This is a genomic window from Pseudophaeobacter sp. A-200-2 (genome assembly GCF_041008815.1).
In the GTDB taxonomy this organism is placed as follows: Bacteria; Pseudomonadota; Alphaproteobacteria; order Rhodobacterales; family Rhodobacteraceae; genus Phycobacter; species Phycobacter gallaeciensis_A.
This window is the reverse complement of record NZ_JAXGFU010000009.1, coordinates 229,458-255,171: the sequence shown is the minus strand read 5'-3', so window position 1 is coordinate 255,171 and position 25,714 is coordinate 229,458. Positions and strand designations below refer to the sequence as shown.

The following is a 25,714-nucleotide window of genomic DNA, read 5'->3' as shown; positions in this document are numbered from 1 at the left end:
CCACTTCAAAGACGCAAGACAGGAAGGACCAGGCCCCATGCTGACGGCGATCATCGATTACGAAAGCGGCAATCTCCACTCTGCCGAAAAAGCCTTTCAGCGCATGGCGCGCGAAATGGACGCGGGTGAGGTTGTGGTCACATCCGACGCCGATGTGGTGGCCCGCGCAGACCGTCTGGTGCTGCCCGGCGATGGTGCCTTTCCCGCCTGCGCCGCCGAGCTGCGCGGTCACAAGGGCATCTATGATGCCATGGTCCACGCGGTCGAGGACAAGGGACGTCCTTTCCTTGGAATCTGCGTCGGCATGCAGCTGATGGCCACCACCGGCCATGAATACGAAGACACCCCCGGCCTGGACTGGGTGGGCGGCGACGTTGTGAAGATCACCCCCGAGGATCCCGCCCTGAAGGTGCCGCATATGGGATGGAACGATCTGGTGATCGACCACGATCACCCAGTTTTTGCGGGCATTTCATCTGGCGATCACTGCTACTTCGTGCACTCCTACCATTTCCGCGTCGCCGATCCGACCGAGCGGCTGGCGCATGTGGACTATGGCGGCGATGTCACCGCTGTCATCGGCAAGGGCACCATGCTGGGCATGCAGTTCCACCCGGAAAAAAGCCAGCACGTCGGCCTTCGCATGATCGGCAATTTCCTGACCTGGGCGCCCTGAGCCTCCTGCCCCCGTCATTTTGCCTGCAGCCTAGGCTGCGCTTTTGCGCAAAGACACCGGAGCGCAGCCATAGGCCTTGCGAAAGGCGCGGGTGAAGCCTTCGGGGGAATCATAGGCATAGCGGCGCGCCACCGCCTCGACCCGATCACCGCGCAGCATGTCCTGCCGCGCCAGCGTCAGCCGCCAGCGCCGCAGATAATGCATCGGGCTTTCCCCAACCTGCTGGGAAAACAACTCGGAAAACCGTGACAGGGACAGCCCCGCCTCGGCCGCCAGATCCTGCGTGGTCCAGACCCGGCCCGGATGGTCATGCATCGCCACGATGGCGCGGGCCAGCCGCGCATCAGAAAGCCCCGCCAACAGGCCCGGCTCCGCCGTGCCCACCTCGATTAGGTGCCGCAACAGCCGCACCATGGCCGCCTGCCCCAGGCTGGCCAGAATACTCTCGGCGCCGCAGCGGTGCACGGCCAGCTCCTGCTGCATCAGATCGAGCACCGCGCGCAGCCCTGTCGCGTCAGCCAAAGCCACTTCGACCCGCACCGGCAATGCAGCCACCAGCGGATTATGCTCCCCGGCCCAGTCCACCCGCAGCGCAAGGCTGGGTCCGTCTTCTGCCTGCGGCACCGCCCCACCGGCAAAGAACACCAGCCGCGCCAAAGCCCCGTCCGGATCAGTATAGACACGCAGGTTTGCCGCCTCCGGCGTTGCCACCTCGACCGTCATGCGAAACCGGGCCATCAGGCTCGACAATCTGTCCATTATCTCTCTCCCGTGCAGAGTTCCGGTGTTTTTGTCAGATTTTTCGGATTTTTCAAGCCCAGATCCGTTGCACAAGGCCACCACCATCACTCACGGCCGCTTATGCGGCAGCAACATTCATACTCGGAGACCCGCTATGCTGATCCCCCGCCAGAAAACCCCGAACCTGTCCCTGCCGCTGCTCGGCGGCGGCACCTTTGATCTGTCCAAGGCAGACAGCGAACGCGGCACCGTGATCTGCTTTTATCGTGGACTGCACTGCCCGATCTGCGCCAACTACCTGAAAGAGCTGGAAAAGAAGACCGCCGATTTCGCTGAGCGCGGCGTTGCCACCATCGCCATCAGCGCCGACGGTGAAGAGCGCACCCAGGCGATGGCCGACAAGATCGAAGCCAAATCCCTGCGCTTTGCCTATGATCTTCCGCTGGACGTGGCAAAGCAATGGGGTCTCTACATCTCGACCTCGCGCGGCACCACCTCGATCGGTCTGGAAGAGCCCGCGCTGTTCTCCGAGCCGGGCCTGTTCATGGTGACCCCCGAGCAGACCCTCTACTACGGTTCGGTTCAGACCATGCCCTTCGTGCGTCCGCATTTCTCGGAACTGGTGTCGGCGCTCGATTTCGCCATCGCCAACGACTATCCGGCGCGCGGCGAATACACCGGCGCCGTCTGATAGGCCTGCCGGATAGGCCTAACTGATAGACCGGTCTGACGGAGCAGTCGGACCGGTCCCAGAGATCAACGCGCCGCGAGTGAAGCATCGTATCTGGCGCGTTGTTCCCGCCGGGCTGCCCTCCCGCAGTCCGGCACCGGTGTTTGCGCCAGGCGAACCGCCCCCCCCTCACGCGCCGCCGCGTTTTCCACCCGCCCTTTCTTGACAATTTTTATCAGGCTGAGTAGCACAGCCCTGCCAGGTACCGGACTCTGTGGCCCAATGCCCAGTCACCATGCAGCAGCTCTGCCGCATCCCCGACCCAGCAAATCATTTGAGTTTTGCAACGCGAACACGGTCACGCCCGGCCCCATCTGACGCTTGTCATGCGATCAGCGATGGGTCGGCACAGGAGATGCCATGACGATCACCATCACAACCGGCAACCGCCAGGTTACCGACTTCACCGCCTATATCGAAGACTTCAGCGCCAATTTCGAATCCGCCGGGCGCGGTGTCTTCTCCAACGGTCTGGGCGGCGATTACGCCGGCGCCGAGGCACAGATCACTGACACCGCAACCCCGGATGCACAGGCCTATATCCTGCGCGACGACATTGTTTACAGCATGAGCACCCACACGCTCAGCGGGACGGTCAGCGGAATTGAACTGGGCTATGGCGCCACCGCAACCGACGCGGAGAACGGCACACAGGACATCGCGCTGGATCAGCTGGATTATTCCATCGAGTTTTCCCCCGCTGTCGACGGCGCCGATGCCTCGGCGGCGCTGATCTACGGCATGCTGGACGCGGATTTCGAACCGCTGATCGATCAGCTGAAAGCGCAGGACATCCGCTTCTTCGGCTCCGCTGGTGATGACAGCTTCAGCGGCTACGGCAATGATGACCGTCTGAAAGGCGGCCTTGGCAATGACCGTCTGCAGGGCAATCGCGGCGAGGACGTTCTGATCGGCGCCAAGGGCCGTGACACGCTGCTCGGCGGTGCGCAGGACGACAAGCTGAAAGGCGGTCTTGGCCGTGACGTTCTGAAAGGCGGCAAAGGCGAGGATACTCTGCTGGGCGGCGCCCACGCGGACAAGCTGAAAGGTGGTGCGCATAACGACGTGCTGAACGGCGGCAGCGGCCGCGACAAGCTGATCGGTGGCGGCGGCGAGGATACCTTTATCTTCAAAGGCGACTTTGGCCGCGACGTGGTCCGGGACTTCACCATTGGTGAGGACGTGCTGGACCTCTCCGCCCTCACGGATGAGGCGACCAGCCTCGACGCCTTTGTCGATGCCGCGACCGACACGGGCAGCCGCGTGATCTACGACATGGGCGATGATGGGCAGAACGTCATCATCCTGAACGGCGTCAGCCTGGATGACCTCACGGCGGATGATTTCCTCTTCTGATCACCCTACCTCTCCGCCAGCTCCCCATTACGGGGGCTGGCCCCAGCCAATGCCGCACAGCAATCAAACATACGGCAATTGTGACGGCACGGCGATGGACAGGGCGCCCGCTTCGCGGCATATGGAACCGGTGTGAAACCCGTTCAGGCCCCGCCCCTTTGCAGATCAGACTGGAAAAATTCGACCATATCGAAGGCCGCCACCGCTATTGCGTGCTGCGGCTAAGCCAGACCCTGTTTGGCGACTGGTGCGTCGAACAGGCCCTGGGTCCGATCGCCGCCCCCGGAGGTCAGGAACGGCGCGCCTATTTCAACCAGCACGCCGAGGCGATGCATCTGTTCGAAACGGTGCGGGACCGGCAGGTCCGCCGTGGTTTTGTGCCGATCCCGGTTCAGCTTGGGCTGCTATGATCCACGTCCCGGCGCGTCCATGCGGCGGGAGATCACTTCACCCGTTTCTCAGTTGACCCGTTTCCAGGTCTGTCCCCGGCAGATCAGCCCGCCTGCGACGCAGCCCTTGACGGTCAGGCGGTTGCCGTCCAGCGACATCTTGGACTTGTAGGTCTTGTCCGCATCGGGCGCCCAGATCTTACCCCCCGAATAGCTGCCGCCACCATCGGCCTTCATATCCCAGATCAGCTTCTTGCCCAAATGCTCATAATCCGCCGACACGCCGCCATTTGCGTCATAGGCGGTGGCGATGGTGCCGCAAATGTTGGCTCCGCAGGGCGCGATATCCACGTGCAAATAACCGCCTTCATCGCCCTCCTCGGTCTTCCATTTGCCAGCAACCTGATCGGCCAGCGCGCCCGTGGCCAGCGACATCGCCAGCGCCAGACCCAATGTGACTGTCTTCATCTCAAAACCTCCCTGTTTGCCCCACCTTGGCGCGGCATGTGGTTTTCAGGCAAGCTTGACTTTGGGTCGCGTTGCAATCCCGGCGCCGACCGTGCCATAGAACCGGCAAAACCCTGCCGCCAGCCCGGCGGCGCCCATTGATGACAAAGGCCAGCGACATGATCCTTTATCCCGCCATTGACCTCAAGGACGGCCAAGCCGTGCGCCTTCTGCATGGCGACATGGACAAGACCACAGTGTTCAACGACAACCCCGCCGCCCAAGCGCTGGAGTTCGTCGAAAAGGGATGCGAATGGCTGCACCTCGTCGATCTGAACGGTGCCTTTGCAGGTGAGCCGGTGAATGCCGCCCCGGTCGAGGAAATCCTCAAGCAATGCAAGGTGCCCGCACAGCTGGGCGGCGGCATCCGCGACATGAAGACCATCGAAAACTGGATCGACAAGGGGCTGGCCCGGGTGATCCTTGGCACTGTAGCGGTGGAAAACCCCGATCTGGTGCGCGACGCAGCGCGCGAATTCCCCGGCAAGGTCGCCGTCGGCATCGACGCCCGCAATGGCAAGGTCGCGACCAAAGGCTGGGCCGAGGAAACCGACGTGATGGTCACCGATCTTGCGAGATCCTTCGAGGACGCAGGCGTTGCCGCCATCATCTACACCGACATTATGCGCGATGGCGCGATGAAGGGCCCCAACGTGCAGGCCACCGCCGATCTGGCCAATGCGGTCTCGATCCCGGTGATCGCCTCCGGCGGGGTCTCCTCGCTTGAGGACCTCCGGGCGCTGAAATCCTGCGGTGCACCGCTCAATGGCGCCATCTCGGGCCGCGCGCTTTATGACGGCGCCATCGACCTCGCTGAGGCGCTGGCCATCCTGAAAGGCTGATCCCATGGCGCAGGAGCCGGGACAGGGACCAGCCATCGGACGCAATGCGCATCGCATCCTTGCGCTGCTGACCCTTGGCCCCATCCTGCTCTGGGCGCTGGCCTTTGGCGCGGTCTTGTTCCTCGGCGCGGTCCTTGGCTGCACCATCAACGAAGGCTTTGCCGCGCCCTGCCTCCTCCTTGGCCGCGATATCAGCGACACGGCCTATGCGCTGGGACTGTTCGCGGCCTGGGGGCCACTTGTCTTTGCCCCCTTTGTCATGGGCGCTGGTCTTTCCTGGGCCATTCTGGCATTGATCGGCGCACTCCGGAAAAGAAAGAGCTGAAGATGCTGAAAACCCGCATCATCCCCTGTCTCGATGTCGCTGATGGCCGCGTGGTCAAGGGCGTGAACTTCGTCGGCCTACGCGATGCGGGCGATCCCGTGGAGGCGGCCAAGGCCTATGATGCGGCGGGCGCTGACGAGATCTGTTTCCTCGACATCCACGCCACCCATGAAAACCGCGGCACCATGTTCGACATGGTGCGCCGCACCGCCGAGCAGTGCTTCGTACCGCTCACCGTGGGCGGCGGTGTACGCACCAAGGAAGACGTGCGCGCGCTTTTGCTGGCGGGGGCCGACAAGGTCTCCTTCAACTCCGCCGCCGTCGCCAACCCCGATGTGGTGGCCGAGGCCGCCGCGCAGTTTGGCAGCCAGTGCATCGTGGTGGCGATCGACGCAAAGACCGTCGCGCCGGGCAAATGGGAAATCTTCACCCACGGCGGACGCCGCGAAACCGGTATTGATGCCGTGGAATTCGCAAAGACCGTTGTGGCCAAAGGCGCGGGCGAGATCCTGTTGACCTCGATGGACCGTGACGGCACCAAATCCGGCTTCAACCTACCCCTGACCCGCGCAATCTCGGATGCGGTGGATGTGCCGGTGATCGCCTCTGGCGGGGTCGGCACGCTCGATCACCTTGTCGAAGGCGTCACCAAGGGCGGCGCCTCGGCGGTGCTGGCCGCTTCGATCTTCCACTTCGGCGAATATACCATCCAGGAGGCCAAGGAACACATGGCCGCCGCCGGTATCCCGATGCGCCTCGGCTGAGAAAGGCCCACCGCCATGACCCTGCTGCACGACCTCGAAACCACCATCCAATCCCGCAAGGGCGCGGACCCTAGCAGCTCCTGGACCGCAAAACTCCTGTCCAAGGGGCCCGAGAAATGCGCCGAGAAATTCGGTGAGGAAGCCATCGAGGCGATTATCGAAGCGGTGAAGGACGACAAGGCGAAACTCGCCAGTGAAGGCGCCGATGTGCTTTATCATTTTCTGGTAATGCTTGCCGCCCGCGATGTGGCGCTGGACGAGGTCCTTGCCGTTCTGGCCGAACGTCAGGGCCTCAGCGGCATCGCAGAAAAAGCCGCCCGCCCAAAAGGCTAACCCCTGCTCCTCCAGACGCCCGTTCTGATCCGGGTCAAGGGCCGTGCCAGCGGCCGCGCAAGGCGCGGTTCACCCTTGAGGCGGAACAGATCGGATAACACTCGCCATGGCACTTCAGGGCAGTGCTGCCACTGAAGCGCTTCTCAACAGAAAACCGCCGCGCGTCAGCGCGGCGCCCGGCCCAACGGGAGCCTTCACATCTTTGATGTGACGCGCGACGGGCGGGAGCCCCCCAGCGCGCTATAGTTTCGACGAAATGATACCAGTGGCAAACCCACCCATGCGGAGTTCGCCGAACAGGCGCTGGTATTCGATCTTGGGGCAGCGGTTCTGAATCACGTCGATGCCGCGCGCCTCGGCCTTGGCGGCGGCCTCGGCGTTCTCGACGCCGATCTGCATCCAGATGGTCTGAAGATCCGGGAACAGCTCGAGCGCCTCATCCACAATGGGTGGCACCGCTTCGGAGCGGCGGAAGATATCGACCATATGCACCGGTTCATCGATCTCTGACAGGCTGGCGCGCACGGTGGCGCCGAACAGCCGCTTGCCCGCGTGGCCGGGATTGACCGGAATCACCCGGTAGCCCTTGAGGCCAAGGTAGCGTGCCACATAGTAGCTGGGGCGCACAGAATTCATCGACACCCCCACCACCGCGATGGTCCGGGTCCGTTTCAAAATCTTGCGCAAAAGGTCGTCGCTATAGCTGGTCATGGCCAGACCCTACTGTGCTGCCGCCGCGTGGAAAAGCCAAATTCGCGGCATTGGGCGACGGAAAACCGACGGCAATAACGAACCGGCCGATGAGCACATCAGCATCCCCAAAAAGAAAAAAGCGCCCGGAAGGGATCCCGGGCGCGAGGTATGGAACGAGGGACAGTGAAAAAGGTCTACGGATGTTCCGTTCCGCAGCCCTGAATTATATGTGGGTCTTCGGAACAGGCTTTTAAAGGGGCTCGATGTTTGGAAGGGTTTTGCAGGGGCTTTGAAGGGCTTACGTCACCAAATGTCGCCGCAGATCCCTTTACTCGGGGTGCAAGGCGGCGGGCCAATGGGCGTCGGCTTCGGCGATCAGCTGCGCCGCCTGTGCCCGCCACCGCGTCAACGCACCCTCATTGTTCAAAAGGAACAGCCGCCCGTCAACAATCACCCACAGCTGCGGGTCCCCGGCCTTCAACACGCCCCGCGCCATGGCAGAGGCGCAATAGCCACCGAACATCGGTGCATAGGCACGCGGGTTCATTTCAAACCGGATCTGATTGCTTTGAGACGCGAAACGCCAGATGACACCTTTCCACACAACGGAATAGCGTGCCTGCCCCGCCACGGCCTCTCCAACGTCGAAAAAGGCCACCGTGTCATAACCGCCAAGCGCCACCCCTTCGCGCGCCGCAAACAGGGGCGAATCCGCCAGCGCGCCCCGGGGCGGGACGGACAACAGGACGGCAGCAACCAGAACGAACAGGCGCAGAAACAAGAGACGACTCCACAGGATCAATTTGAGATGACCCAATTCTGCCCCATGCGTATCAGGCTGAACAGGCGTGTTACGAATAAGTGAACGCCGTGTGTCTGCGGCCACAGGGCCGGTCTGATCTCATTCGGAAAGGCGTCGGGTAACCCCCCACCAGCCTGCCTCAGTCGAAAATATCCTCGATCACGTCAAAGGCCTCAGACAACACTTTTTGAAACATGCTTTTGCGTTTCTTGCGCGGCTTGCTCTTCTTCGGCTTATAGGCGGGTTTCACTGGCGCAGGCTGGTGCGAAATCTTGGACCGCGACGCGGGCACAGCCGTCGCCGGGGTTTTGGCCCCCTTGCCCGGCGCCAGTGGCCGGGCCTTTTGCGCCGAAAGCGGCGCCCCGCAGGTTCCGCATATCAGCGTGGACATGCCACGCCCACCCGGCACAAAGGCCGATTGAACGCCGCAGTAACAACAACTGAGGATCTTACCTCCGGAAATGCTGGAATGTGCGATGCCTGCCTCCTGTCTGCTTAGGATCTTTCTCTGGAAGCATATAGGGCGATTGCCGCAGCATTTGAGACGTTGAGCGATCCGAATCCCCCGGCAAAGTCGATTTTCACCAGTTGATCCACGGTTTCCTTGGTCTTTTGCCGCAGCCCCGGCCCCTCGGCGCCGAGCACCAGCGCCACCGGGCGGTCCTTGCGCCCTTCGAGCGCCTGTTCGATGGTCTGCTCTGCCTCGCCATCGAGGCCCAGCACCAGAAAGCCCATATTCTGCAGCTCGGTGATGGTATCCGAGAGGTTGCGCATCCGCAGATAGGGCTGACGTTCCAGCGCGCCGCTGGCGGTTTTCGCCAGAGCGCCGGTTTCGGGCGCCGAGTGATGGCGGGTGCCGATCACGGCGCTGGCGCCCAGCACCTCGGCCGAACGTAGAATCGCGCCAACGTTATGCGGGTCAGTCACCCGGTCCAGCAGCAGAACCCGCGGCACTTCGGCGCCGATGCAGTTTTCCGCAAGACTGCCCCAGTTGAGCGGTTTCACCTCCAGCGCCGCGCCCTGGTGCACCGAATTGGGATCCAGCGGCGCGTTGAACTTGCGCGGATCCACCACCTCGGGTTCGATCCCGGCAGCCGCGATGGCCTCTTCCAGCTTGTTCTGGGCATTCAGCGTCACGATCAGCCGCAGTTTCTCCCGGCGCGGGTTCATCAGCGCATCGCGCACCGCGTGCAGGCCAAACAGCCAGACGGTTTCGCTCGCGCCTGCCTTCTTGGCCTGTTCCTTTTCGATGACCCACTGGGGTTTCTTGGTGGGTTTCTTCGACATTGCTCTCTCCGACAAAAGGAATTTCAGGCCAGCGCAGAAAACTTGGTATTTTCCTGTTGACGCCCGTTGGTGCCGCTAGTAATCACGCCTCCACGTTAGGTGCAACACTCACCTGACAGTGGGCGACAGGCCGCAAGGTGTGGCAGGGGACTGTAACTCCCTCGCGGAGACGCACGCCTGGTTCGATTCCAGGGTCGCCCACCATCTTCCTCCTTGAAATGATTGATATTTTCATCGGGAATGATGGTGGCATCCGCCCGTGTCGGGTCTAGGCCTCCCAATACAGCACTCCCCACCGCTTCAGCTCTGGCAGCCGGTTTTGCCCCGTTTCCAGCCTCATATTCCCCTTCCCCTGCCCCCATAACGGGCATCGGTTTCGGGTCAGATTCCCCTAAAGGACCCGCCCCCGGCAGGATGCAAAAAGACCCGGTACAGGACCGGGTCAATCTTCAAAGTCCACTGATATTCGGCAGTGGGGACCGCGCCCTGAGGCGTCACTCTGCCGGGGTTTTGACCGCCTGCATCACCCAGGCCTCCAGCGCATCAAGATCGGCGTCAGCCGCCTCTGCCAGACCGCCGGAGAAATCCTTGAAAGCCTCCACATTCATACGATTGACGCCAGAAACGACCGGGATACCCATGGCGAGCGCCTCGCCAATGACGGGGCGCATGCCGCGGCCATCGGCCTCGTGCTTGCCGAACTTGTTGACCAGAAGCACCTGCGGTGCGGGCGTCTGAGCAAGGCTCTCGGTGACCTGCCCTACCGCCTGCTCCAGCGCACCGGGGTTCAAGCGGCAGCCGCGGGCCTCTGGCCCCAGAGACTGGGAAATGCGGATCACCTCATCCCCCGGCAGCACCCGCACATCCATGTCGCAGAGCTTGTCATCATAGCATTCGGTATTGGTCTGGACGATTCCCGCCAGACGCAGCCCGCGCGTCTGCAAACGTTCGGCCAGCGCGGTCAGCAGCCGGTCGGTGGCGCCGCGTTCAGTGGTCATGACATAGGCCAGGCTCATCGGGAGACCTCACTTGGTTGTGGTTCTGTTCAGCAAAACAGATCCTAGCGCGGTTTCGGGGAGTGGGCCAGAGGGGCATTTGCCGCGCCACCAGAGGGGCAGCGCGGCAAGAGAGGAGACTTAGAGACCCAGCGCGTGGCGGCGTTCCTCGGCAAAGCCTTGCACGATCCGGTCGGCAATCAGCGCCAGAATCGCCATCGCCGCGCCAGCAGAGATGCCCAGCCCCACATCCGCCTGCCCCAGCGCGAGGTAGATCGACTGACCCAGACCGGTGGTGCCGATCAGCGCCGCGATCACCAGCATGGCAAAGGCATAAAGGATGGTCTGATTGAGCCCCAGAAGGATGGTCGGCGCCGCGTAGGGCGCCCGTACATCGCGCATCATCTGCCAGCGGGTCGCGCCCGAAGCGGTCGCGGCCTCGATCATCTCGGCGGGTGTCTCGGTCAGACCATGACGGGTGTAGCGGATCATCGGAACGATGGCATAGGCCATGATGGCGAGAAAGGCCGAGAACTCGCCAATCTGGAACACCATCAGCACCGGGATCAGGAAGACAAACAGCGGGATCGTCTGCAGCATGTCACAAATGGGACGCACTACGCGCCAGACCATGGGTGAGACTGCCGAGGCAAGCCCGATGGCGCCGCCCAGGACCGCGCAGGCAAAGACCGAAGCCCCCGACAGGTACAGGGACAGAAGCGCCCGTTCCCACAGGCCAGACAGCAGGACCGTTATCAGGAGAACCACAGACAGCGCCGCCAGACGCACGCCGCCTGCAACAAAGGACAAAGCCCCTACCCCGACCAGCACAAAGGGCCAGGGAAGCTGCGAAATTCCCGTTTCCAGCATGCCCGTGGCGATCAGGATCACCACACCCAGCGTCAGCTTGCCGCGATAGGCACAGTACAATCCTGCAACGGCGCCTGCAGCAAAGAGCGCAAGGCTCATCCCCGTGGTCCAGACAAAGCCCCAGGTGAAAGGCAGCACCGCCTGGTCAAGCCCGATCCGCAGCGGCAGCAGCACGTAGAACATCACGCCGTTCTTGACGCTGGTCAGCAGCTCGGCATTGGCGCTGGTAAAGGCCGACAGCCCTGCGTCGACACGATCCGCCGTACTGTCGAACAGCGCATAGTCGCCCGGATGCTGCAGCTGGCCGTAAAAGGCCAAACTGACGATTGCGCCCAGCACAAGGATCGCCAGCGACACGCGCCCGTCATAGCTGCGGCGCCTTTCATCGGCGAGCGTGCCGCTCATCCGGTCGATCAGGATGGCAAAGATCACGATCACAAAACCGGCCAGCAGGCTGGCGCCGAACTGCGCCTTGCGCATGGTCAGCAGCACTTCCCAGCCGATGTCGTCAAAACCCCCGATAACGGCAGCGATGATCACCATCGATAGGGCCGCCATCAGGCATTGGTTGACACCCACCATGATCTGGGTAGCAGCGGCGGGGATTTCCACCTGAAACAGCTGCTGCATGCGGGTGCCACCAGCCATCACGGCGGCTTCCTTGATCTCCGGTTCGATCCGCTCCAGCCCCAGCATCACGTTGCGGGCCATCGGCGGCGCCGCATAGATGGCCGAGGCGATCAGCCCCACCACCGGACCAAAGCCGAAGAGCACCAGTAAGGGCGTCAGATAGGCAAAGGTCGGCACCGTCTGCATCACGTCCAGGAGCGCCTGAACCGGCGCCCGCACTCGGGGGTATTCATTGGCCAGCACGCCAATGGCACCACCAACCACCAGCGCGAGCGGCACCGAGACCGAGACCAGCGCCAGCGTGTTCATGCTTTCGGGCCAGTAGCCCGAGGCCAGCACCGCGCCGAGCCCCACGGCCGCCATCAGCGCCATTGCCAGCCCGCTAAGGCGCCAGCCCAGCGCCACCGTGGCCGCGATCAGCAGCGGCCAAGGCGTTTCGCTCAGGATCCAGCCTGCGGCCTCCATCGGATAGGCCATCAGCGCAGAGAACATCCGCGCCGCCGGTTTGATCAGGGCGAGGAAGCTCTCCATTATGCTGCCGACCCAATCGGTCGCGGGAAGCACCCAGCCTTTGGGGAATGAAACAAGCCAGGGCGCGACGCCTTCCAGCGCCAGACACAGAATGCCCACCACCAGCGCGATCAGCGCGGCGCGGCTGCCTTTGCTGAGCGTCATCATGCCGCCGGATCCACCTGCAGGGCCGCCGCCAGATCTGCCGGGTTCACCACGCCCAGCAGCGCGCCGTTTTCGTCACGCACCGGCACGGGTTCATAAAGTTCCATACAGCGCGCCAGCGCCGCATCCAGCGTCATGTCGCGGCGCAAGCCCGGATCGTCGGGACCATGGGACAGATCCCCGCCGGTCTGCATGACCGAGGCCACATGAGCGTGCTGCCCCTTGGCAACGTCCTTGGAGAATTCGCGCACGTAATCATCCACCGGGTTCAGCACGATGTCCGAGGGCGTGCCGATCTGCACGATCTTGCCATCGCGCATGATGGCGATGCGGTCGGCCAGCTTCAGCGCCTCGTTGATGTCATGGGTGATGAAAACGATGGTGGTTTTCAGCTTGGCCTGAATGTCGAGGAATTCATCCTGCAACTGGCGGCGGATCAGCGGATCCAGAGCCGAAAACGGCTCATCCAGAAACCAGACGGAACAATCCGCCACGAGGGAGCGCGCGATGCCGACCCGCTGGCGCTGCCCGCCGGACAGTTCACGTGGGAAATTCTTTTCGCGCCCGCCAAGGCCGACCAGTTCGATCACCTGCTGCGCCTTCGCCAGCCGGTCTTTCTTGCGCATCCCCTGCACCCTCAGCGGATAGGCGACATTTTCGGCCACGCTCATATGCGGGAACAGGCCGAAGTGCTGGAACACCATGCCCAGCTTGTTTCGGCGCAGCTCGATCAGCCGTTTCGGGCTGGCGGTGCGGATGTTTTCGCCGTCGATCAGAATATCGCCGCCGGTGCCCGGCAAGAGCTGCGAGATACAGCGGATCAGCGTCGATTTTCCCGACCCGCTGAGCCCCATGATGACGAACAACTCGCCCTCTTTCACTTCAAATGTGGCGTCCTGCACCGCGGGCGTCAGCCCCTTGGCGCGCAGCGCCGCGGCAGCCTCTTCGGCAGATTGAGTTTCGGACAGCGCCTGTTTCAGAGCACTATCCGCATGGGCGCCGAACACCTGCCAGACATTCTGGCAGGTGATGGCCGGTGTCGACGTGTCACTCACGGCGCTTTGGCTCACTTCAGCGCGGCGTCCACGACCGGGCGCCACTTGTCCTCATTGGCCGCCATCCAGTCGGCAACCACTTCCTCGACGCTGCCACCATCAACGTCGATGGCGCCCATCATCGGCTGCTGGTCTTCAACGGCCAGCGTGTAGGACGACAGGATCTCATGCGCTGCGGGCCAGGTTTCGGCCAGACCGGACCAACCCGCCTTGAAGATGCGCGAGGGGGCAAAATCGCAATCGTTGACCGCGTTGGGGTTCGGGCCCCATGCCGGATCGGTAAAGCAGGCCTCTTCGCCCGCGGGCAGGTCGACGAATTTCACGTCATAGGCCGACATCGCCCAATGCGGCTGCCAGAAGGTGATCAGCAGCGGCGTCTTGCGCTCGGTCGCGGCGCGCAGTTCAACGATCAGCGCCGCTTCGGAACCTGCCGGAACCGCCTTGAACGGCAGATCAAGACCGGCCATGCGGTCGGCGCCGGGGGTGCCCCAGTCGGCCGGGTAATCCACCAGACGGCCCTGCGGCAAGGTTTCAGCGGTGGCAAACTGCGGCGCGCAGGCCTTCAGCGCCTCCCATGCGGGCAGACCCGGGCACAGCTCAGCCACGTGGGCGGGGTAAGCGATGCCTTCCTTGGCGTCGAGTTCCAGATCACCCAGCTCCTCGACGGTACCTTCGGCGACCTTCTTGGCGTATTCGTCCGATACGTTGGAGGACCAGATTTCCAGCGTCGCGTGAATGTCACCATCCGCAATCGCCTGGAACTGGTTCATCATGCCGGCCGAGACATATTCGACCTTGTAGCCCGCAGCCTTCAGCATCTCACCAGCGATATGAGTGGTGACGTGCTGGCCAGTCCATTCGTTGACCGCCAGTTTGATCGGCGTGTCCACCGCACCCAGATCAGCCGCTGCCGCGGCACCGGAAAGCATGGCAGAAGCGCTCAGCGCCAGTGCAAAAGAAGTTGATTTCATGGATGTCATCCCCGTTCTGTGGGCGCATCAGGCGGACCCGAAGTCCCGCGCCCTTATGTGATTGTGGTCGTCTGGTGTCGCGGACTGCGCGGCCCATCGGCCGCCACCTGCCGCTTCGCCACCGCCGGTCCAAGCCGTTCATCTCAGCGTATTGATGATCCAGTGTGACCGGCTACAGGACAAGGTTTTGCCTTTAATACGACCATTTGTCGAGCATTCACGGCGCTGCCGACGCATTTTCTTGATTTTCCATTTAAATTTTTGGATGGAAATTCAATTTTGAGACCGGATACCCCGTACCTCCGCCTGGCGATGCACGCCTCAGAAAGAATCAGGGGCGGCACAGATGATCGGTCGCCCCTTTCTAGTTTCAGGTGGTTACAGCACCCGCGCAAGCCGCAGCATCGCTGCAGTCACCGCGCTCAGCTGTTCTGGCGTGCTGATAAAGGGCGGCATCGTATAGATGTTATGTCCAAAGGGACGCAGGAATACGCCGGTGTCCGGCGCCAGCGCATGGGCTTCATCGGCGGACACCGGATGATCCATCTCGATCACGCCGATCGCCCCCAGAACCCGCACATCCCGCACCCCTGGCAGGTCGCGCGCCGGGGCCAGCTCTGCCTGCATCTGCGCCGCGATATCTGCAATGCGCCCCCGCCAATCCTGCCCGGTCAGCACATCGATCGCAGCGCAGGCAGCTGCGCAGGCCAGTGGATTGGCCATATAGGTCGGTCCATGCATGAAGATACCGGGATTGCCGCCACCGATGCCTTCCGCCACCCGGTCATTGTTCAACGTCACCGCAAAGGAAATATGCCCCCCGGTCAGCCCCTTGCCGAGGCACAGGATATCCGGCTCAACCGAACAAAAATCGGTGGCGAACATCTGTCCGGTGCGGGCAAAGCCAGTGGCGATCTCATCAAAGATCAACAGGACGCCGAATTCATCGCAGAGCGCCCGCGCCTGATTGAGGTACTCGGGGTGGTAGAAATACATGCCCCCCGTACCCTGCACCACCGGCTCCAGAATAAACCCAGCGATGCGGTCCTGCCCGGCCTCCAGCACCCGGCGCAATTCGCCGAGGCCGTTTTGCTCGGGGTCCGGGTTCCAGTCCCGCCCCATCGCCACCGGCGGGCGAGAGACGAAATGCTGAACGCTGAGCGCGCCCTGAAACAGGTGGTGCATGCCGGTGTCGGGATCGCAGACGCTCATCGCCTTCCAGGTGTCACCGTGATAACCCGAGCGCACCGTGGCAAATTCGCTGCGCCCCGGTTGCTCCATGGCGTGCTGGTATTGCACCGCCATCTTCATCGCCACCTCGACCGAGACCGAGCCGCTGTCGCAGTAGAAGATCCGCTGCAGGCTGTCCGGCGTGATCTCCAGCAGCCGCCGTCCCAGCTCCACCGCCGGCTCATGGGTTAACCCGCCGAACATCACATGTGGCAGGGTGTCGATCTGTGCCTTCATGGCCGCCGTGATCACCGGATGCCGGTGCCCGTGCATCATGCACCACCACGAGGACATGGCGTCGATCAGACGGGTGCCGTCCTCCAGCGTGATATGGACGCCTTCCGCTTCCTTTACCAGAAAGGTCCGGCCGGGTTTGGTGACATTGGTATAGGGGTGCCAGAGGTGTTTCTGGTCAAACTCCAGCGGGGTCAGCGGCGGGTTCATCGGGATGTCCTTCCTTCAGGTCAGCGCCATGCGGATGGTGGCAAGGTCGACATACGCGGCGCAGGCCTCGGCCAGCGTCACCGGGGTCAGCGGATCCAGGTGCGGAAGCCGTCCCAGATGCGGCACCTGGCCGAACTGACAGATGGTGTCCTCCACCTCGGGTTCGGGATCGCCACTGAACAGCACGCCGACGACAGGGCATCCCAGATCCTTGAGCGCCATCAGCGAGAGCAGCGAATGGTTGATCGTGCCGAGCCGTGTCGCCGCGCAAAGCACCACAGGCGCACGCCAATGGGCAAAGAGATCGAGAAACAGCTCACGCCGGTTCAGCGGCACCATGACGCCGCCGGCGCCCTCGACGACCAGGGTGCCCGCGCCTTCGGGCAATGCAAACTCGGCCAGCGAGATCTCGACCCCCTCAGCCTCGGCCGACAGATGCGGCGAAGCAGGCAGCTGCAGCCGGTATGCTTCGGGCAGAACCTTGCGCCCGGTCATGCGCGCCACGAACGCGCTGTCGGTTTCCTCCTCAAGACCGGACTGAACCGGTTTCCAGTAGGTCGCGCCCAGCGCCTGCACCAGTGCAGCGGAAATCACCGTCTTGCCGATGCCGGTGTCGGTTCCGGTCACCACCAATGTGCGGCTCATGGGCGCTGCTCCAGCACCTGTGCCAGATCGGTGAACATTTCCGTCACCACCGATTTTGAAGTGTTGAGCGTGATCGACACCCTGAGCCGCGAGGTGCCCGCAGGGACCGTCGGCGGGCGAATGCCGCGAATGTCATATCCAAGCGCCTGCAGATCCGAGGCCAGCTGCATCGTGCGCCCGTCCCCGCCTGTGATCACTGGTAGGATCTGACAGGCAAAGCCGGTCAGACCGCACAGGCGCGCAGCCTCGGCATGGGCATGATCAATCACCTCCCAGGCACGGTCGATGCGCGACGCATCCTGCTGCAGCAAGGCCAGCGATGCCCGCACCAGCGCGGCATTGAGCGGTGATGGCGCGGTGGCAAAGATGAAAATCCGCCCCTTGTTGATCAGCATGTCGATCAGCACCTTCGGCGCGCAGATCAGCGCGCCCGAGGCACCCAGCGCCTTGCCGCAGGTGTGCAGGCTGATGACGTTGGGCCGATGCGCGATGTCATACGCCAGCCCGCGGCCCTGCGGTCCGAACAGGCCGGTGGCATGAGCCTCGTCCACCACCAGAACTCCGCCGGACGCGTCGGCCAGCGCCATCAGCTCGGTCAGTGGCGCCAGATCGCCATCCATGGAATAGACCGCCTCGACCGCGATCCAGACCTGCCCGATGCCGCCCGCCGCGCGCCAGTCAGAGATCACCCGCGCCGCATCAGCCACATCGTTATGGGCAAAATTTTGCGTTTCGGCCCGGCCCAGCCGCATCCCTTCTCGGACGCTGGCGTGAATCAGATCGTCATATAGCACCAGATCGCCGCGCTGTGGCAGGGTCGCGAAGATCGCCACATTGGCGTTGAAACCGCCGCCCATGAAGAGCGCCGCCTCGCTGCCGAAAAAGGCCGCGGCCTCTTCCTCAAGCTGTTGGTGTTCGCTGTCATTGCCTCGCAGCAGGCGCGAACCACCGGCGCCGACGGGCACACACCGCTGCAACGCCGCCATCGCAGCGGCGCGCATTTCATCGCTGGCCGCAAGCCCCAGATAATCGTTCGATGAAAAATCGTGCCCGGCCCGCGGGATCAGACGGCGATAGCGATCCTGATCTGCAAGAGATGTGAGCAGCGCCTGCTGGCGCGGAAACAGAGCCGCGACGGGATCGGCGGTGGGGGCGGTGGTGGTGTCGGTAGCGGCGATACTCATTCGCCCGCCTCGCCAGTCCGCCCCTCGCCGACCCGCCCCTCGCAATGGGCCTCCATGGCCACCAGCCCAAGCCGGTCGAACAGCTGCTGGTCCTTGTCTTCCTCGGGGTTGTCCGCAGTCAGCAGCGTTTCCCCGACAAAGATCGAATTGGCCCCGGCAAAGAAACACATCGCCTGCAGCTCGTCGCTCATGTCGGTGCGGCCTGCCGACAGACGCACATGGCTGTTCGGCATCAGGATCCGGGCCAGCGCGATGGTGCGCACGAATTCGATGGGGTCGAGTTTCCGGACGTCTGCCAGTGGCGTGTCGGCAATCGGGATCAGCATGTTCACCGGCACCGAATCCGGGTGTTCATCCAGCGTTGCCAGCGCCAGCAGCATGTCGATCCGGTCCATCTGTTCTTCGCCCATGCCGACGATGCCGCCCGCGCAGACCTTGATCCCCGCCTCGCGCACCCGATTCAGGGTCTCGATCCGGTCGGCGAATGTGCGGGTGGTGATGATCTCGGAATAGTAACGCTCCGAGGTGTCGATATTGTGGTTGTAGTAATCCAGCCCCGCATCGCGCAGGCGGAACACCTGATCCTCCTCCAGCATGCCCAAGGTCATGCAGGTCTCCATCCCCAGCTCCCGGACCCCATGGATCATCGCCTCCAGCGCCGCCATGTCGCGCTCTTTCGGGCTGCGCCAGGCCGCCCCCATGCAGTAGCGTGTGGCGCCTGCGTCCCGGGCCTTTTTCGCCTCGGCGATCACCCGCTCCACCTCGATCAGCTTGCTGGCAGAGAGTTTTGCACCATTGCGCGCGGATTGGCTGCAATAGGCGCAATCCTCGGGGCAGCCGCCGGTCTTGATGCTCAGAAGCTTGGATTTCTGTACCTGATTGGGGTCGAACGCCTGGCGATGCACGGACTGCGCCTGAAACAACAAATCCATGAAGGGCTGATTGTAGATTTTCTCAGCTTCGGCACGTGTCCAGTCGGTTCTGATCGGCGCAGCATCCAGCATCTGGGACCTCCCATCTCTATTTATAGATTATTTATCAAAGGCCACCGCCCCGCTTGATTTTTTTATAGATAACTTAGACCAGCAAATACAAGCCCCGGACTGTTGATTTTCGGAACGGGATTATTTCGTTATATTTCTGCAACTTAACACAATCCACTTAACGAAAGACGCGACTGAAGAAACCCTCTTGACGGCGCGGGGGCAGCTCCCCTAGGTGTGAAAGCACGCAGGGGAGTCCCGCCACGGGGACTGAGAGGCTGACAGGACGGGAACACTTCCGGCCGGTGACGCGACCCTTAGAACCTGACCCAGTTGACACTGGCGTAGGAAGCTAGGATGCGCGTCGTTGCGGCCCCGTACAGGTCCAATTCCGCGCTGCCCGAACCGAACGGTAGGTACGACCGTTCCGCGTTTCCCCGTCCAAACCTCATCTGGTGTCTTTTCCGAGTTTTGGCTTCGAGGAGCACCGCATGACCCATCAGAATTCCACGATCGCGCCCAGCGTTACCACCGGCCCGCTGCCCGCATCGCGCAAGATCTACGTCTCCGGCGACATCCACCCTGAGATCCGCGTGCCAATGCGCGAAATCGCAACCCACCCCACCGCGGGCGAGGCGCCGCTGCCGGTCTACGACAGCTCCGGTCCCTATACCGATCCCGATCACACCACCGACATCCGCCAAGGCCTGCCCGCCCTGCGCCGGGACTGGATCCTAACGCGCGCCGATGTGGAGGAATACCAGGGCCGCGATGTGAAGCCCGAGGACAACGGCTTTGTCGAAGGGGACCGGCTGACGCCGGAATTCCCCCAACGCCCGGCCCCGCTGCGCGCCACGGGCGACAGGGCGGTGACGCAGCTGGCCTATGCCCGCGCCGGGATCATCACGCCCGAGATGGAATATATCGCCATCCGCGAGAACCAGTTGCGCGAGACCTCGCCCTGTCATCGCGATGGCAACGATTTCGGCGCCAATATTCCCGATTACGTAACGCCCGAGTTCGTCCGTCAGGAGGTCGCCGAAGGTCGTGCGATCATCCCCGCCAACATCAACCACCCGGAGCTGGAGCCGATGATCATCGGCCGCAATTTCAAGGTGAAGATCAACGCCAATATGGGCACCTCGGCGGTGACCTCCTCGATGGAGGAGGAAGTGGACAAGCTGGTCTGGGCGATCCGCTGGGGCGCCGATACGGTGATGGATCTGTCGACCGGGCGCAACATCCACAACACCCGCGAATGGATCATCCGCAACTCCCCCGTGCCCATCGGCACCGTGCCGATCTATCAGGCGCTGGAAAAGGTGAACGGCATTGCCGAGGACCTGACCTGGGAGGTGTTCCGTGACACGCTGATCGAACAGGCCGAACAGGGCGTCGATTACTTCACCATCCACGCAGGCGTGCGTCTGCACATGGTGCCGATGACCGTCAACCGCGTGACCGGGATCGTGTCGCGCGGCGGCTCGATCATGGCAAAATGGTGCCTGCATCATCACAAAGAAAGCTTCCTTTATGAGCATTTTGAGGAGATCTGCGACATCTGCCGCCGGTATGACGTCTCCTTCTCCCTGGGCGACGGGCTGCGCCCCGGATCGATTGCCGATGCCAATGACGAAGCGCAATTTGCCGAGCTGGAAACCCTGGGCGAACTGACCAAGATCGCCTGGGCCAAGGATTGCCAGGTGATGATCGAGGGGCCGGGCCATGTGGCCATGCACAAGATCAAGGAGAACATGGACAAGCAGCTGGAGTGCTGCCACGAGGCACCGTTTTATACGCTCGGCCCGCTCACCACAGATATCGCGCCGGGCTATGACCACATCACCTCCGGCATTGGCGCCGCGATGATCGGCTGGTTCGGCTGCGCCATGCTCTGCTACGTGACGCCCAAGGAACACCTGGGCCTGCCGGACCGCGATGATGTGAAAACCGGCGTGATCACTTACAAGATCGCCGCCCATGCCGCCGATCTGGCAAAGGGCCTTCCCGGCGCCCAGCGGCGCGATGATGCGCTGTCCCGCGCCCGGTTCGAATTCCGCTGGGAAGATCAGTTCAACCTCTCGCTCGACCCGGAAACCGCGCGCGATTTCCACGATGCGACCCTGCCGAAACAGGCGCATAAGGTGGCGCATTTCTGCTCCATGTGCGGGCCGAAGTTCTGCTCCATGCGGATCAGCCACGACATCCGTGCCGAGGCGCAGAAGGAAGGCATGGAGGCGATGGCCGCCAAATTCCGCGAAGGCGGCGACCTATACGTGCCCGTAAAAGACACTGAGGACGCGGGGGCATGATCACCATCGCAGGCGCGGGCCTTGCCGGGCTCGCCGCCGCGCATGAGCTGGCCCGGCGCGGGGCCGAGGTGACGCTTTATGAACGCAGCGCCCACATCGGTGACAAAAGCGCCTCCCGCTATGCCGGCGGCATGTTGGCGCCCTGGTGCGAGGGCGAAAGCGCCGAGGAGGAAGTGATCACCCTCGGCAGCCGCGCCCTCGACTGGTGGGCCCAGATCACCCCGGTGGTCCGGCGCGGCACGCTGGTGCTGGCCCCCGCCCGCGACCGGGCCGAGCTGACCCGTTTTGCCCGGCGCACCCGCGCCCATGTGGCGGTCGATGAGACGCAGATCGCCGCGTTGGAGCCGGAACTGGCGGGCCGGTTCCGCGCCGGGCTGCATTTCACGGAAGAGGGCCATCTGGACCCGCGCCGCGCGATCCGGGATCTGGCAGCCCGGGTACAGGAGATGGGCGTGACCCTGCACTGCGGCACACCGGCGCCGTCGCGGGTCACGCTGGATTGCACCGGGATGGCTGCGCCCCTGCCGGGCCTGCGCCCGGTGCGTGGCGAGATGGCGATCCTGCACGCGCCCGGGGTGGAGATCAGCCGCACACTGCGGCTTTTGCACCCGCGCAGCCCCATCTACCTGGTGCCGCGCGCCGATCACCATTTCATGCTGGGCGCCACCATGGTCGAAAGCAGCGCCAGCGGCCCACCCACCCTGCGCGCCCTCAGCGAGCTGATGAATGCGGCCTATACGCTGCACCCCGGCCTGGCCGAAGCGGCGGTGGTGGAGATCGGCGCAGGACTGCGCCCAGCCTTTGCCGACAACCTGCCGGATCTGATCTGGCAGGACGGCACCCTGTACCTCAACGGCCTGTACCGACACGGCTTTCTTCTGGCGCCCGCCATGGCCGCGCGCGCCGCAGACATTCTGATTCCGGAGACTAGTGATGCAGATCATCGTGAACGCAGATCCGCGTGACATCCGCGCCACCACCCTCGCTGCCGCGCTGGAGGAGCTGGGCTTTACCAGTCCGGCGATTGCTACCGCGCTCAACGGGCAATTTATCTCGCGCGCCAAACGCGATGATACAAGGTTAACGGCAGGCGACCGGCTGGAAGTCCTCGCCCCGATGCAGGGGGGCTGAGCGATGCGGCTATATGATGTCGACCTTTCCTCGCGGCTCTTACTGGGCACCGCGCAATACCCCTCGCCGCAGGTCCTGACCGACGCAGTGCAGGCCAGTGGCAGCGAGGTTCTGACCGTCTCCCTGCGCCGTGAAACCGCGGCGGGATCGGGCGCAGGGTTCTGGGACATGCTGCGCCAGACCGGCGCGCGCATTCTGCCCAACACCGCGGGCTGCCACACCGTGCAGGACGCCGTTACAACTGCGCAGATGGCGCGGGAAATCTTCGACACCCCCTGGATCAAGCTGGAGGTGATCGGCCATGGCGATACGCTGCAACCGGATGTCTTTGCCCTGGTCGAGGCCGCGCGGATCCTGTCCGAGGATGGCTTTCAGGTCTTCCCCTACACAACAGAGGATCTGGTTGTCGCCGAACGGCTTGTCGAGGCGGGCTGCGAGGTGCTGATGCCGTGGGGGGCGCCGATCGGTTCCGGTCAGGGGCTGCGCAATCCAGATGGGCTGCGCGCCATGAGGGCGCATTTCCCGGAGGTGCCGCTGATCGTCGATGCCGGGATCGGGCGGCCATCGGATGCGGCGGAAGCCATGGAACTGGGCATGGATGCGGTCCTCTTGAACACCGCGGTTGCCAAGGCGGGCGACCCTGTGGCTATGGCCCGCGCAATGGATCTGGCCATTCGGGCCGGGCGCGCGGGGTTCGAAGCGCAGCCAATGGAGCCGCGGGACTTGGCGGTGCCTTCGACGCCGGTCCTTGGTCTTGCAGAGTTGATGTGATGGAACGTTTTTACCTGATTGTCGGCCACGTCGGCCGACTAGAGCTACTAGTGCCCCACGGGGTGAAACTGGTGCAGCTACGCATAAAGGACCAGACGGATGCAGAAGTGCGCCGCCAGATCGCCCGCGCCCGCGACATCTGCGCCGTGCATGGCGCGCAGCTGGTGGTCAACGATTACTGGCAGGCGGCGCTGGATCTCAACTGCTCCTTTGTGCACCTCGGACAAGAGGACATGGAGACGGCCGATTTTGCCGCCCTGCGCCGCGCGGGCGTGCACTATGGGCTTTCAACCCATGACGAGGCAGAGCTGGATCGCGCCCTGTCGCATGATCCGGCCTATGTGGCGCTGGGGCCGGTCTATCCGACCCTGCTGAAAAAGATGAAGTGGAATCCGCAAGGGCTGGAGCAAGTGACCCGCTGGAAGTGCCTTGCCGGTAATACTCCGCTGGTGGCCATCGGCGGGCTAACGCCCGAGCGTCTGCCGGGTGTCTTTGCTGCGGGGGCCGACAGCGCCGCCGTGGTCACCGATATCCAACAGGCCCCCGACCCCGAAGCCCGCACCCGGGAATGGATCAGGGCCTGCGCATCATGAAGCAGACCGCAAGATATGCCCGCCAGATCGCCCTGCCCGAGGTCGGCGCCGAGGGACAGGCGCGGCTTTCGGCGGCGCATGTGCTGGTGGTGGGCGCCGGGGGGCTTGGCTGCCCGGTGCTGAGCTATCTAGCCGGGGCTGGTGTGGGCGAAATCACCCTGATGGACCCCGATGTGGTGGAGGAAAGCAACCTGCACCGCCAACCGCTGTTCGATATGCGGGATCTCGGTACGCCAAAGGTAGAGGCAGCCCGCCACCACCTACTACGGGCGCATCCTGATCTGCGGCTGCATGCAGATCCGCACGCACTCGACCCGCTCAACGCGCCCGCCGCCGTGGCACAGGCCGATCTGGTGGTAGATGCCGCCGACAGTGTCGCCGCCTCCTATATCCTGTCCGATTGCTGCAAGGCGCAGAGTACGCCGCTGATTTCCGCCTCGGCGCTGGGACAATCCGGCTATGTCGGTGGTTTTTGCGGCGACGCGCCATCCCTGCGGGCGGTCTTTCCCGATCCCCCGGCCAGCGGCGCCACCTGCGCCAGCGCCGGGATCATGGGGCCGGTGGTGGGCAGCATTGGAGCACTTCAGGCGCAGATGACGTTGAAGGCGCTCTTGGGACATGCGCCCTCACCACTGGGGCAGTTGATCACGCTAGACATGGCGACGCTGACCCCCGGCGGCTTCCGCTTTGACGAAGCGGAAGAGCCGGAAATCGCCCTGCCCTTCATCGCCGCAGCCAACATCCAGCCAGAGGATCAAGTCGTCGAGCTGCGCGATCCGTCCGAGGCATCAGCGCCGGTGACACCGCAGGCCCTGCGCCTGCTGCCACAGGATATTCTGAGTGCCGACCTGCCAGACGACTGCCGGATCGTCCTGTGCTGTCACAGCGGGTTGCGGGCCTGGAGCGCCGCCCGCTGCCTGCAACAGCGCGGCTACAAAAATCTAGCGCTGCTGGCAGCGGGTGCCACGTGATCGAGCCGGGAACTCCGCGCATTCTGGTGATTGCAGGCACGGATTCCAGTGGCGGCGCGGGCCTCACCCGGGACACGGCAATGGCGCAACGGCTGGGCTGCAGCGTGGCGCCGGTGGTCACAGCCGTCACCGCCCAGACCAGCACCGCACTCACGTCGCTCTGGCCCGTACCGCCCGAAGATATCGCAGCGCAAATCACCGCTGCGCTGCGTGAGGCGCCTGTTCAGGCGATCAAGATCGGCATGCTGGGCACACCCAAAGCTGCCCGCGCGGTCGCCGAGTTGCTACCGCCAGAGATGCCGGTGGTTCTGGACCCGGTACTGAAGACGTCTTCCGGAGGGACGCTCGGCGACCTGATCAGCCTAGCGCCGTTGCTCCGACGGGTGGCGCTGCTGACCCCAAACCTGCAGGAAAGCGCATCCCTGTCCGGGCAGCCCGTGAGCGCGGCGCTGCCTGATCTGCAACGACAAGCGAAGATCCTGATGGGCTGGAATGGAAAAACGGATCCAGCCGGATCCTCAGTGCAGGTCGCCCATACTTCGGGGCCAAACGCAGTTCTAATTAAGGGTGGCCACGCGAAGGGAGCAATCAGCACCGACCATCTGTTTCAGCCTGGGCGGCACGATGCATATCACGCCCCACGCCTGCCCCACGGGCACCGGGGCACCGGCTGCGCGCTGGCTACGGCCATCTCCTGCCAGCTGGCGCAGGGGCACGCGCTGGAGGAAGCCTGCGCACGGGCCAAGACGGCGTTGACCGAATGGCTGGTTCAGCAGCAAATCGATTAAGAGCATGGGAAGCGGCGGCCC

At 63.4% G+C, this 25,714-nt stretch carries 29 protein-coding genes and 1 tRNA gene; 16 read left to right on the top strand and 14 right to left on the bottom strand.

All coding sequences use genetic code 11. The features are described 5' to 3' along the window. Positions 1–37: 37 nt before the first annotated feature. Positions 38–676 carry an imidazole glycerol phosphate synthase subunit HisH gene (hisH, locus tag SM766_RS15365; protein WP_274830038.1) on the top strand — a complete coding sequence of 213 codons (639 nt, stop codon included), beginning with the start codon at positions 38–40 and terminating at the stop codon, positions 674–676. A 30-nt stretch (positions 677–706) separates the two neighbouring features. Here the strand turns inward: hisH and SM766_RS15360 are convergent, their stop codons facing one another. After that, positions 707–1,435: a helix-turn-helix transcriptional regulator gene (locus SM766_RS15360; RefSeq protein WP_274834972.1), complete on the bottom strand. Its 729-nt coding sequence runs from the start codon at positions 1,433–1,435 to the stop codon at positions 707–709. Positions 1,436–1,571: 136 nt separating this feature from the next. Between SM766_RS15360 and SM766_RS15355 the strand changes: the two genes are divergently transcribed. The 3 genes from SM766_RS15355 (at position 1,572) to SM766_RS15345 (ending at position 3,913) form a co-directional block, all read left to right on the top strand. After that, positions 1,572–2,108 carry a peroxiredoxin-like family protein gene (locus SM766_RS15355; protein WP_274833007.1) on the top strand — a complete coding sequence of 179 codons (537 nt, stop codon included), beginning with the start codon at positions 1,572–1,574 and terminating at the stop codon, positions 2,106–2,108. A gap of 399 nt (positions 2,109–2,507) precedes the next feature. Further along, positions 2,508–3,503: a calcium-binding protein gene (locus tag SM766_RS15350; protein WP_368948347.1), complete on the top strand. Its 996-nt coding sequence runs from the start codon at positions 2,508–2,510 to the stop codon at positions 3,501–3,503. A gap of 158 nt (positions 3,504–3,661) precedes the next feature. Next, complete coding sequence (locus tag SM766_RS15345) at positions 3,662–3,913, top strand: WGR domain-containing protein (protein WP_274830041.1); 252 nt, start codon at positions 3,662–3,664, stop codon at positions 3,911–3,913. Positions 3,914–3,961: 48 nt separating this feature from the next. Here the strand turns inward: SM766_RS15345 and SM766_RS15340 are convergent, their stop codons facing one another. After that, positions 3,962–4,360: a DUF2147 domain-containing protein gene (locus tag SM766_RS15340; protein ID WP_368948346.1), complete on the bottom strand. Its 399-nt coding sequence runs from the start codon at positions 4,358–4,360 to the stop codon at positions 3,962–3,964. Between the two features lie 158 nt (positions 4,361–4,518). Here SM766_RS15340 and hisA point away from each other — a divergent pair, with 158 nt between their 5' ends. Genes hisA through SM766_RS15320 form a run of 4 tightly spaced genes read left to right on the top strand, consistent with a single transcriptional unit; the run spans position 4,519 to position 6,663 of the window. Beyond that, on the top strand, positions 4,519–5,241 hold the full coding sequence (hisA, locus tag SM766_RS15335) for a 1-(5-phosphoribosyl)-5-[(5-phosphoribosylamino)methylideneamino]imidazole-4-carboxamide isomerase (protein ID WP_274833024.1): 723 nt from the start codon (positions 4,519–4,521) through the stop codon (positions 5,239–5,241). A 4-nt stretch (positions 5,242–5,245) separates the two neighbouring features. Further along, on the top strand, positions 5,246–5,566 hold the full coding sequence (locus SM766_RS15330; protein WP_368948345.1) for a hypothetical protein: 321 nt from the start codon (positions 5,246–5,248) through the stop codon (positions 5,564–5,566). A 2-nt stretch (positions 5,567–5,568) separates the two neighbouring features. Continuing rightward, on the top strand, positions 5,569–6,330 hold the full coding sequence (hisF, locus tag SM766_RS15325; protein WP_274830045.1) for an imidazole glycerol phosphate synthase subunit HisF: 762 nt from the start codon (positions 5,569–5,571) through the stop codon (positions 6,328–6,330). Positions 6,331–6,345: 15 nt separating this feature from the next. Continuing rightward, positions 6,346–6,663: a phosphoribosyl-ATP diphosphatase gene (locus SM766_RS15320; protein ID WP_065273020.1), complete on the top strand. Its 318-nt coding sequence runs from the start codon at positions 6,346–6,348 to the stop codon at positions 6,661–6,663. A gap of 240 nt (positions 6,664–6,903) precedes the next feature. Here the strand turns inward: SM766_RS15320 and SM766_RS15315 are convergent, their stop codons facing one another. The 4 genes from SM766_RS15315 to rlmB all read right to left on the bottom strand — a co-directional run bounded on the left by SM766_RS15315 (position 6,904) and on the right by rlmB (position 9,445). Continuing rightward, on the bottom strand, positions 6,904–7,374 hold the full coding sequence (locus tag SM766_RS15315) for a CoA-binding protein (RefSeq protein ID WP_368948344.1): 471 nt from the start codon (positions 7,372–7,374) through the stop codon (positions 6,904–6,906). Positions 7,375–7,684: 310 nt separating this feature from the next. Then, the gene (locus tag SM766_RS15310; protein ID WP_065273018.1) at positions 7,685–8,137 is read right to left on the bottom strand and encodes a YHS domain-containing (seleno)protein; all 453 of its coding nucleotides are present in this window, start codon (positions 8,135–8,137) and stop codon (positions 7,685–7,687) included. A 160-nt stretch (positions 8,138–8,297) separates the two neighbouring features. Continuing rightward, positions 8,298–8,549 (bottom strand): hypothetical protein, encoded by a 252-nt coding sequence (locus SM766_RS15305; protein WP_274833000.1) that lies wholly within the window; start codon positions 8,547–8,549, stop codon positions 8,298–8,300. A 104-nt stretch (positions 8,550–8,653) separates the two neighbouring features. After that, a complete protein-coding gene (rlmB, locus tag SM766_RS15300; protein WP_065273016.1) occupies positions 8,654–9,445 on the bottom strand; it encodes a 23S rRNA (guanosine(2251)-2'-O)-methyltransferase RlmB in 792 nt (263 codons plus the stop codon). Positions 9,446–9,565: 120 nt separating this feature from the next. Here rlmB and SM766_RS15295 point away from each other — a divergent pair. Continuing rightward, positions 9,566–9,649, top strand: a tRNA-Tyr gene (locus SM766_RS15295). Between the two features lie 290 nt (positions 9,650–9,939). Here the strand turns inward: SM766_RS15295 and SM766_RS15290 are convergent. From SM766_RS15290 to bioB, 8 genes are all read right to left on the bottom strand, one after another. Continuing rightward, complete coding sequence (locus tag SM766_RS15290) at positions 9,940–10,461, bottom strand: DUF2478 domain-containing protein (RefSeq protein ID WP_065273015.1); 522 nt, start codon at positions 10,459–10,461, stop codon at positions 9,940–9,942. 120 nt (positions 10,462–10,581) lie between these two features. Beyond that, positions 10,582–12,618: an ABC transporter permease gene (locus SM766_RS15285; RefSeq protein WP_368948343.1), complete on the bottom strand. Its 2,037-nt coding sequence runs from the start codon at positions 12,616–12,618 to the stop codon at positions 10,582–10,584. Continuing rightward, positions 12,615–13,670 (bottom strand): quaternary amine ABC transporter ATP-binding protein, encoded by a 1,056-nt coding sequence (locus SM766_RS15280; RefSeq protein ID WP_274830052.1) that lies wholly within the window; start codon positions 13,668–13,670, stop codon positions 12,615–12,617. The genes SM766_RS15285 and SM766_RS15280 overlap by 4 nt, the downstream gene beginning before the upstream one ends. A gap of 11 nt (positions 13,671–13,681) precedes the next feature. After that, positions 13,682–14,641, bottom strand: coding sequence for an ABC transporter substrate-binding protein (locus SM766_RS15275; RefSeq protein ID WP_368948342.1), 960 nt, complete (start codon positions 14,639–14,641; stop codon positions 13,682–13,684). Between the two features lie 378 nt (positions 14,642–15,019). Further along, complete coding sequence (gene bioA, locus SM766_RS15270) at positions 15,020–16,315, bottom strand: adenosylmethionine--8-amino-7-oxononanoate transaminase (protein ID WP_368948341.1); 1,296 nt, start codon at positions 16,313–16,315, stop codon at positions 15,020–15,022. 15 nt (positions 16,316–16,330) lie between these two features. Continuing rightward, positions 16,331–16,960, bottom strand: a complete 630-nt coding sequence (bioD, locus tag SM766_RS15265; protein WP_368948340.1) for a dethiobiotin synthase — start codon at positions 16,958–16,960, stop codon at positions 16,331–16,333. After that, entirely contained in the window at positions 16,957–18,144 is a 1,188-nt protein-coding gene (locus SM766_RS15260; protein WP_368948339.1) for an 8-amino-7-oxononanoate synthase, read from the bottom strand. Before SM766_RS15260 ends, bioD begins: the two co-directional genes overlap by 4 nt. After that, positions 18,141–19,148, bottom strand: a complete 1,008-nt coding sequence (gene bioB / locus SM766_RS15255; protein ID WP_368948338.1) for a biotin synthase BioB — start codon at positions 19,146–19,148, stop codon at positions 18,141–18,143. The genes SM766_RS15260 and bioB overlap by 4 nt, the downstream gene beginning before the upstream one ends. A gap of 470 nt (positions 19,149–19,618) precedes the next feature. On the opposite strand from bioB, the gene thiC reads away from it, so the two are divergent. Genes thiC through thiD form a run of 7 tightly spaced genes read left to right on the top strand, consistent with a single transcriptional unit; the run spans position 19,619 to position 25,693 of the window. After that, positions 19,619–21,439 (top strand): phosphomethylpyrimidine synthase ThiC, encoded by a 1,821-nt coding sequence (thiC, locus tag SM766_RS15250; RefSeq protein ID WP_274837718.1) that lies wholly within the window; start codon positions 19,619–19,621, stop codon positions 21,437–21,439. Beyond that, complete coding sequence (locus SM766_RS15245) at positions 21,436–22,404, top strand: FAD-dependent oxidoreductase (protein ID WP_368948336.1); 969 nt, start codon at positions 21,436–21,438, stop codon at positions 22,402–22,404. Before thiC ends, SM766_RS15245 begins: the two co-directional genes overlap by 4 nt. Continuing rightward, complete coding sequence (thiS, locus tag SM766_RS15240) at positions 22,373–22,570, top strand: sulfur carrier protein ThiS (protein ID WP_347509634.1); 198 nt, start codon at positions 22,373–22,375, stop codon at positions 22,568–22,570. The genes SM766_RS15245 and thiS overlap by 32 nt, the downstream gene beginning before the upstream one ends. A gap of 3 nt (positions 22,571–22,573) precedes the next feature. Then, on the top strand, positions 22,574–23,341 hold the full coding sequence (locus tag SM766_RS15235; protein WP_368948335.1) for a thiazole synthase: 768 nt from the start codon (positions 22,574–22,576) through the stop codon (positions 23,339–23,341). Next, positions 23,341–23,934, top strand: coding sequence for a thiamine phosphate synthase (locus SM766_RS15230; RefSeq protein WP_368948334.1), 594 nt, complete (start codon positions 23,341–23,343; stop codon positions 23,932–23,934). Before SM766_RS15235 ends, SM766_RS15230 begins: the two co-directional genes overlap by 1 nt. Beyond that, a complete protein-coding gene (locus SM766_RS15225; protein WP_368948332.1) occupies positions 23,931–24,905 on the top strand; it encodes a ThiF family adenylyltransferase in 975 nt (324 codons plus the stop codon). Before SM766_RS15230 ends, SM766_RS15225 begins: the two co-directional genes overlap by 4 nt. Beyond that, a complete protein-coding gene (thiD, locus tag SM766_RS15220) occupies positions 24,902–25,693 on the top strand; it encodes a bifunctional hydroxymethylpyrimidine kinase/phosphomethylpyrimidine kinase (RefSeq protein WP_368948331.1) in 792 nt (263 codons plus the stop codon). The genes SM766_RS15225 and thiD overlap by 4 nt, the downstream gene beginning before the upstream one ends. The last annotated feature ends 21 nt before the right edge of the window (positions 25,694–25,714 follow it).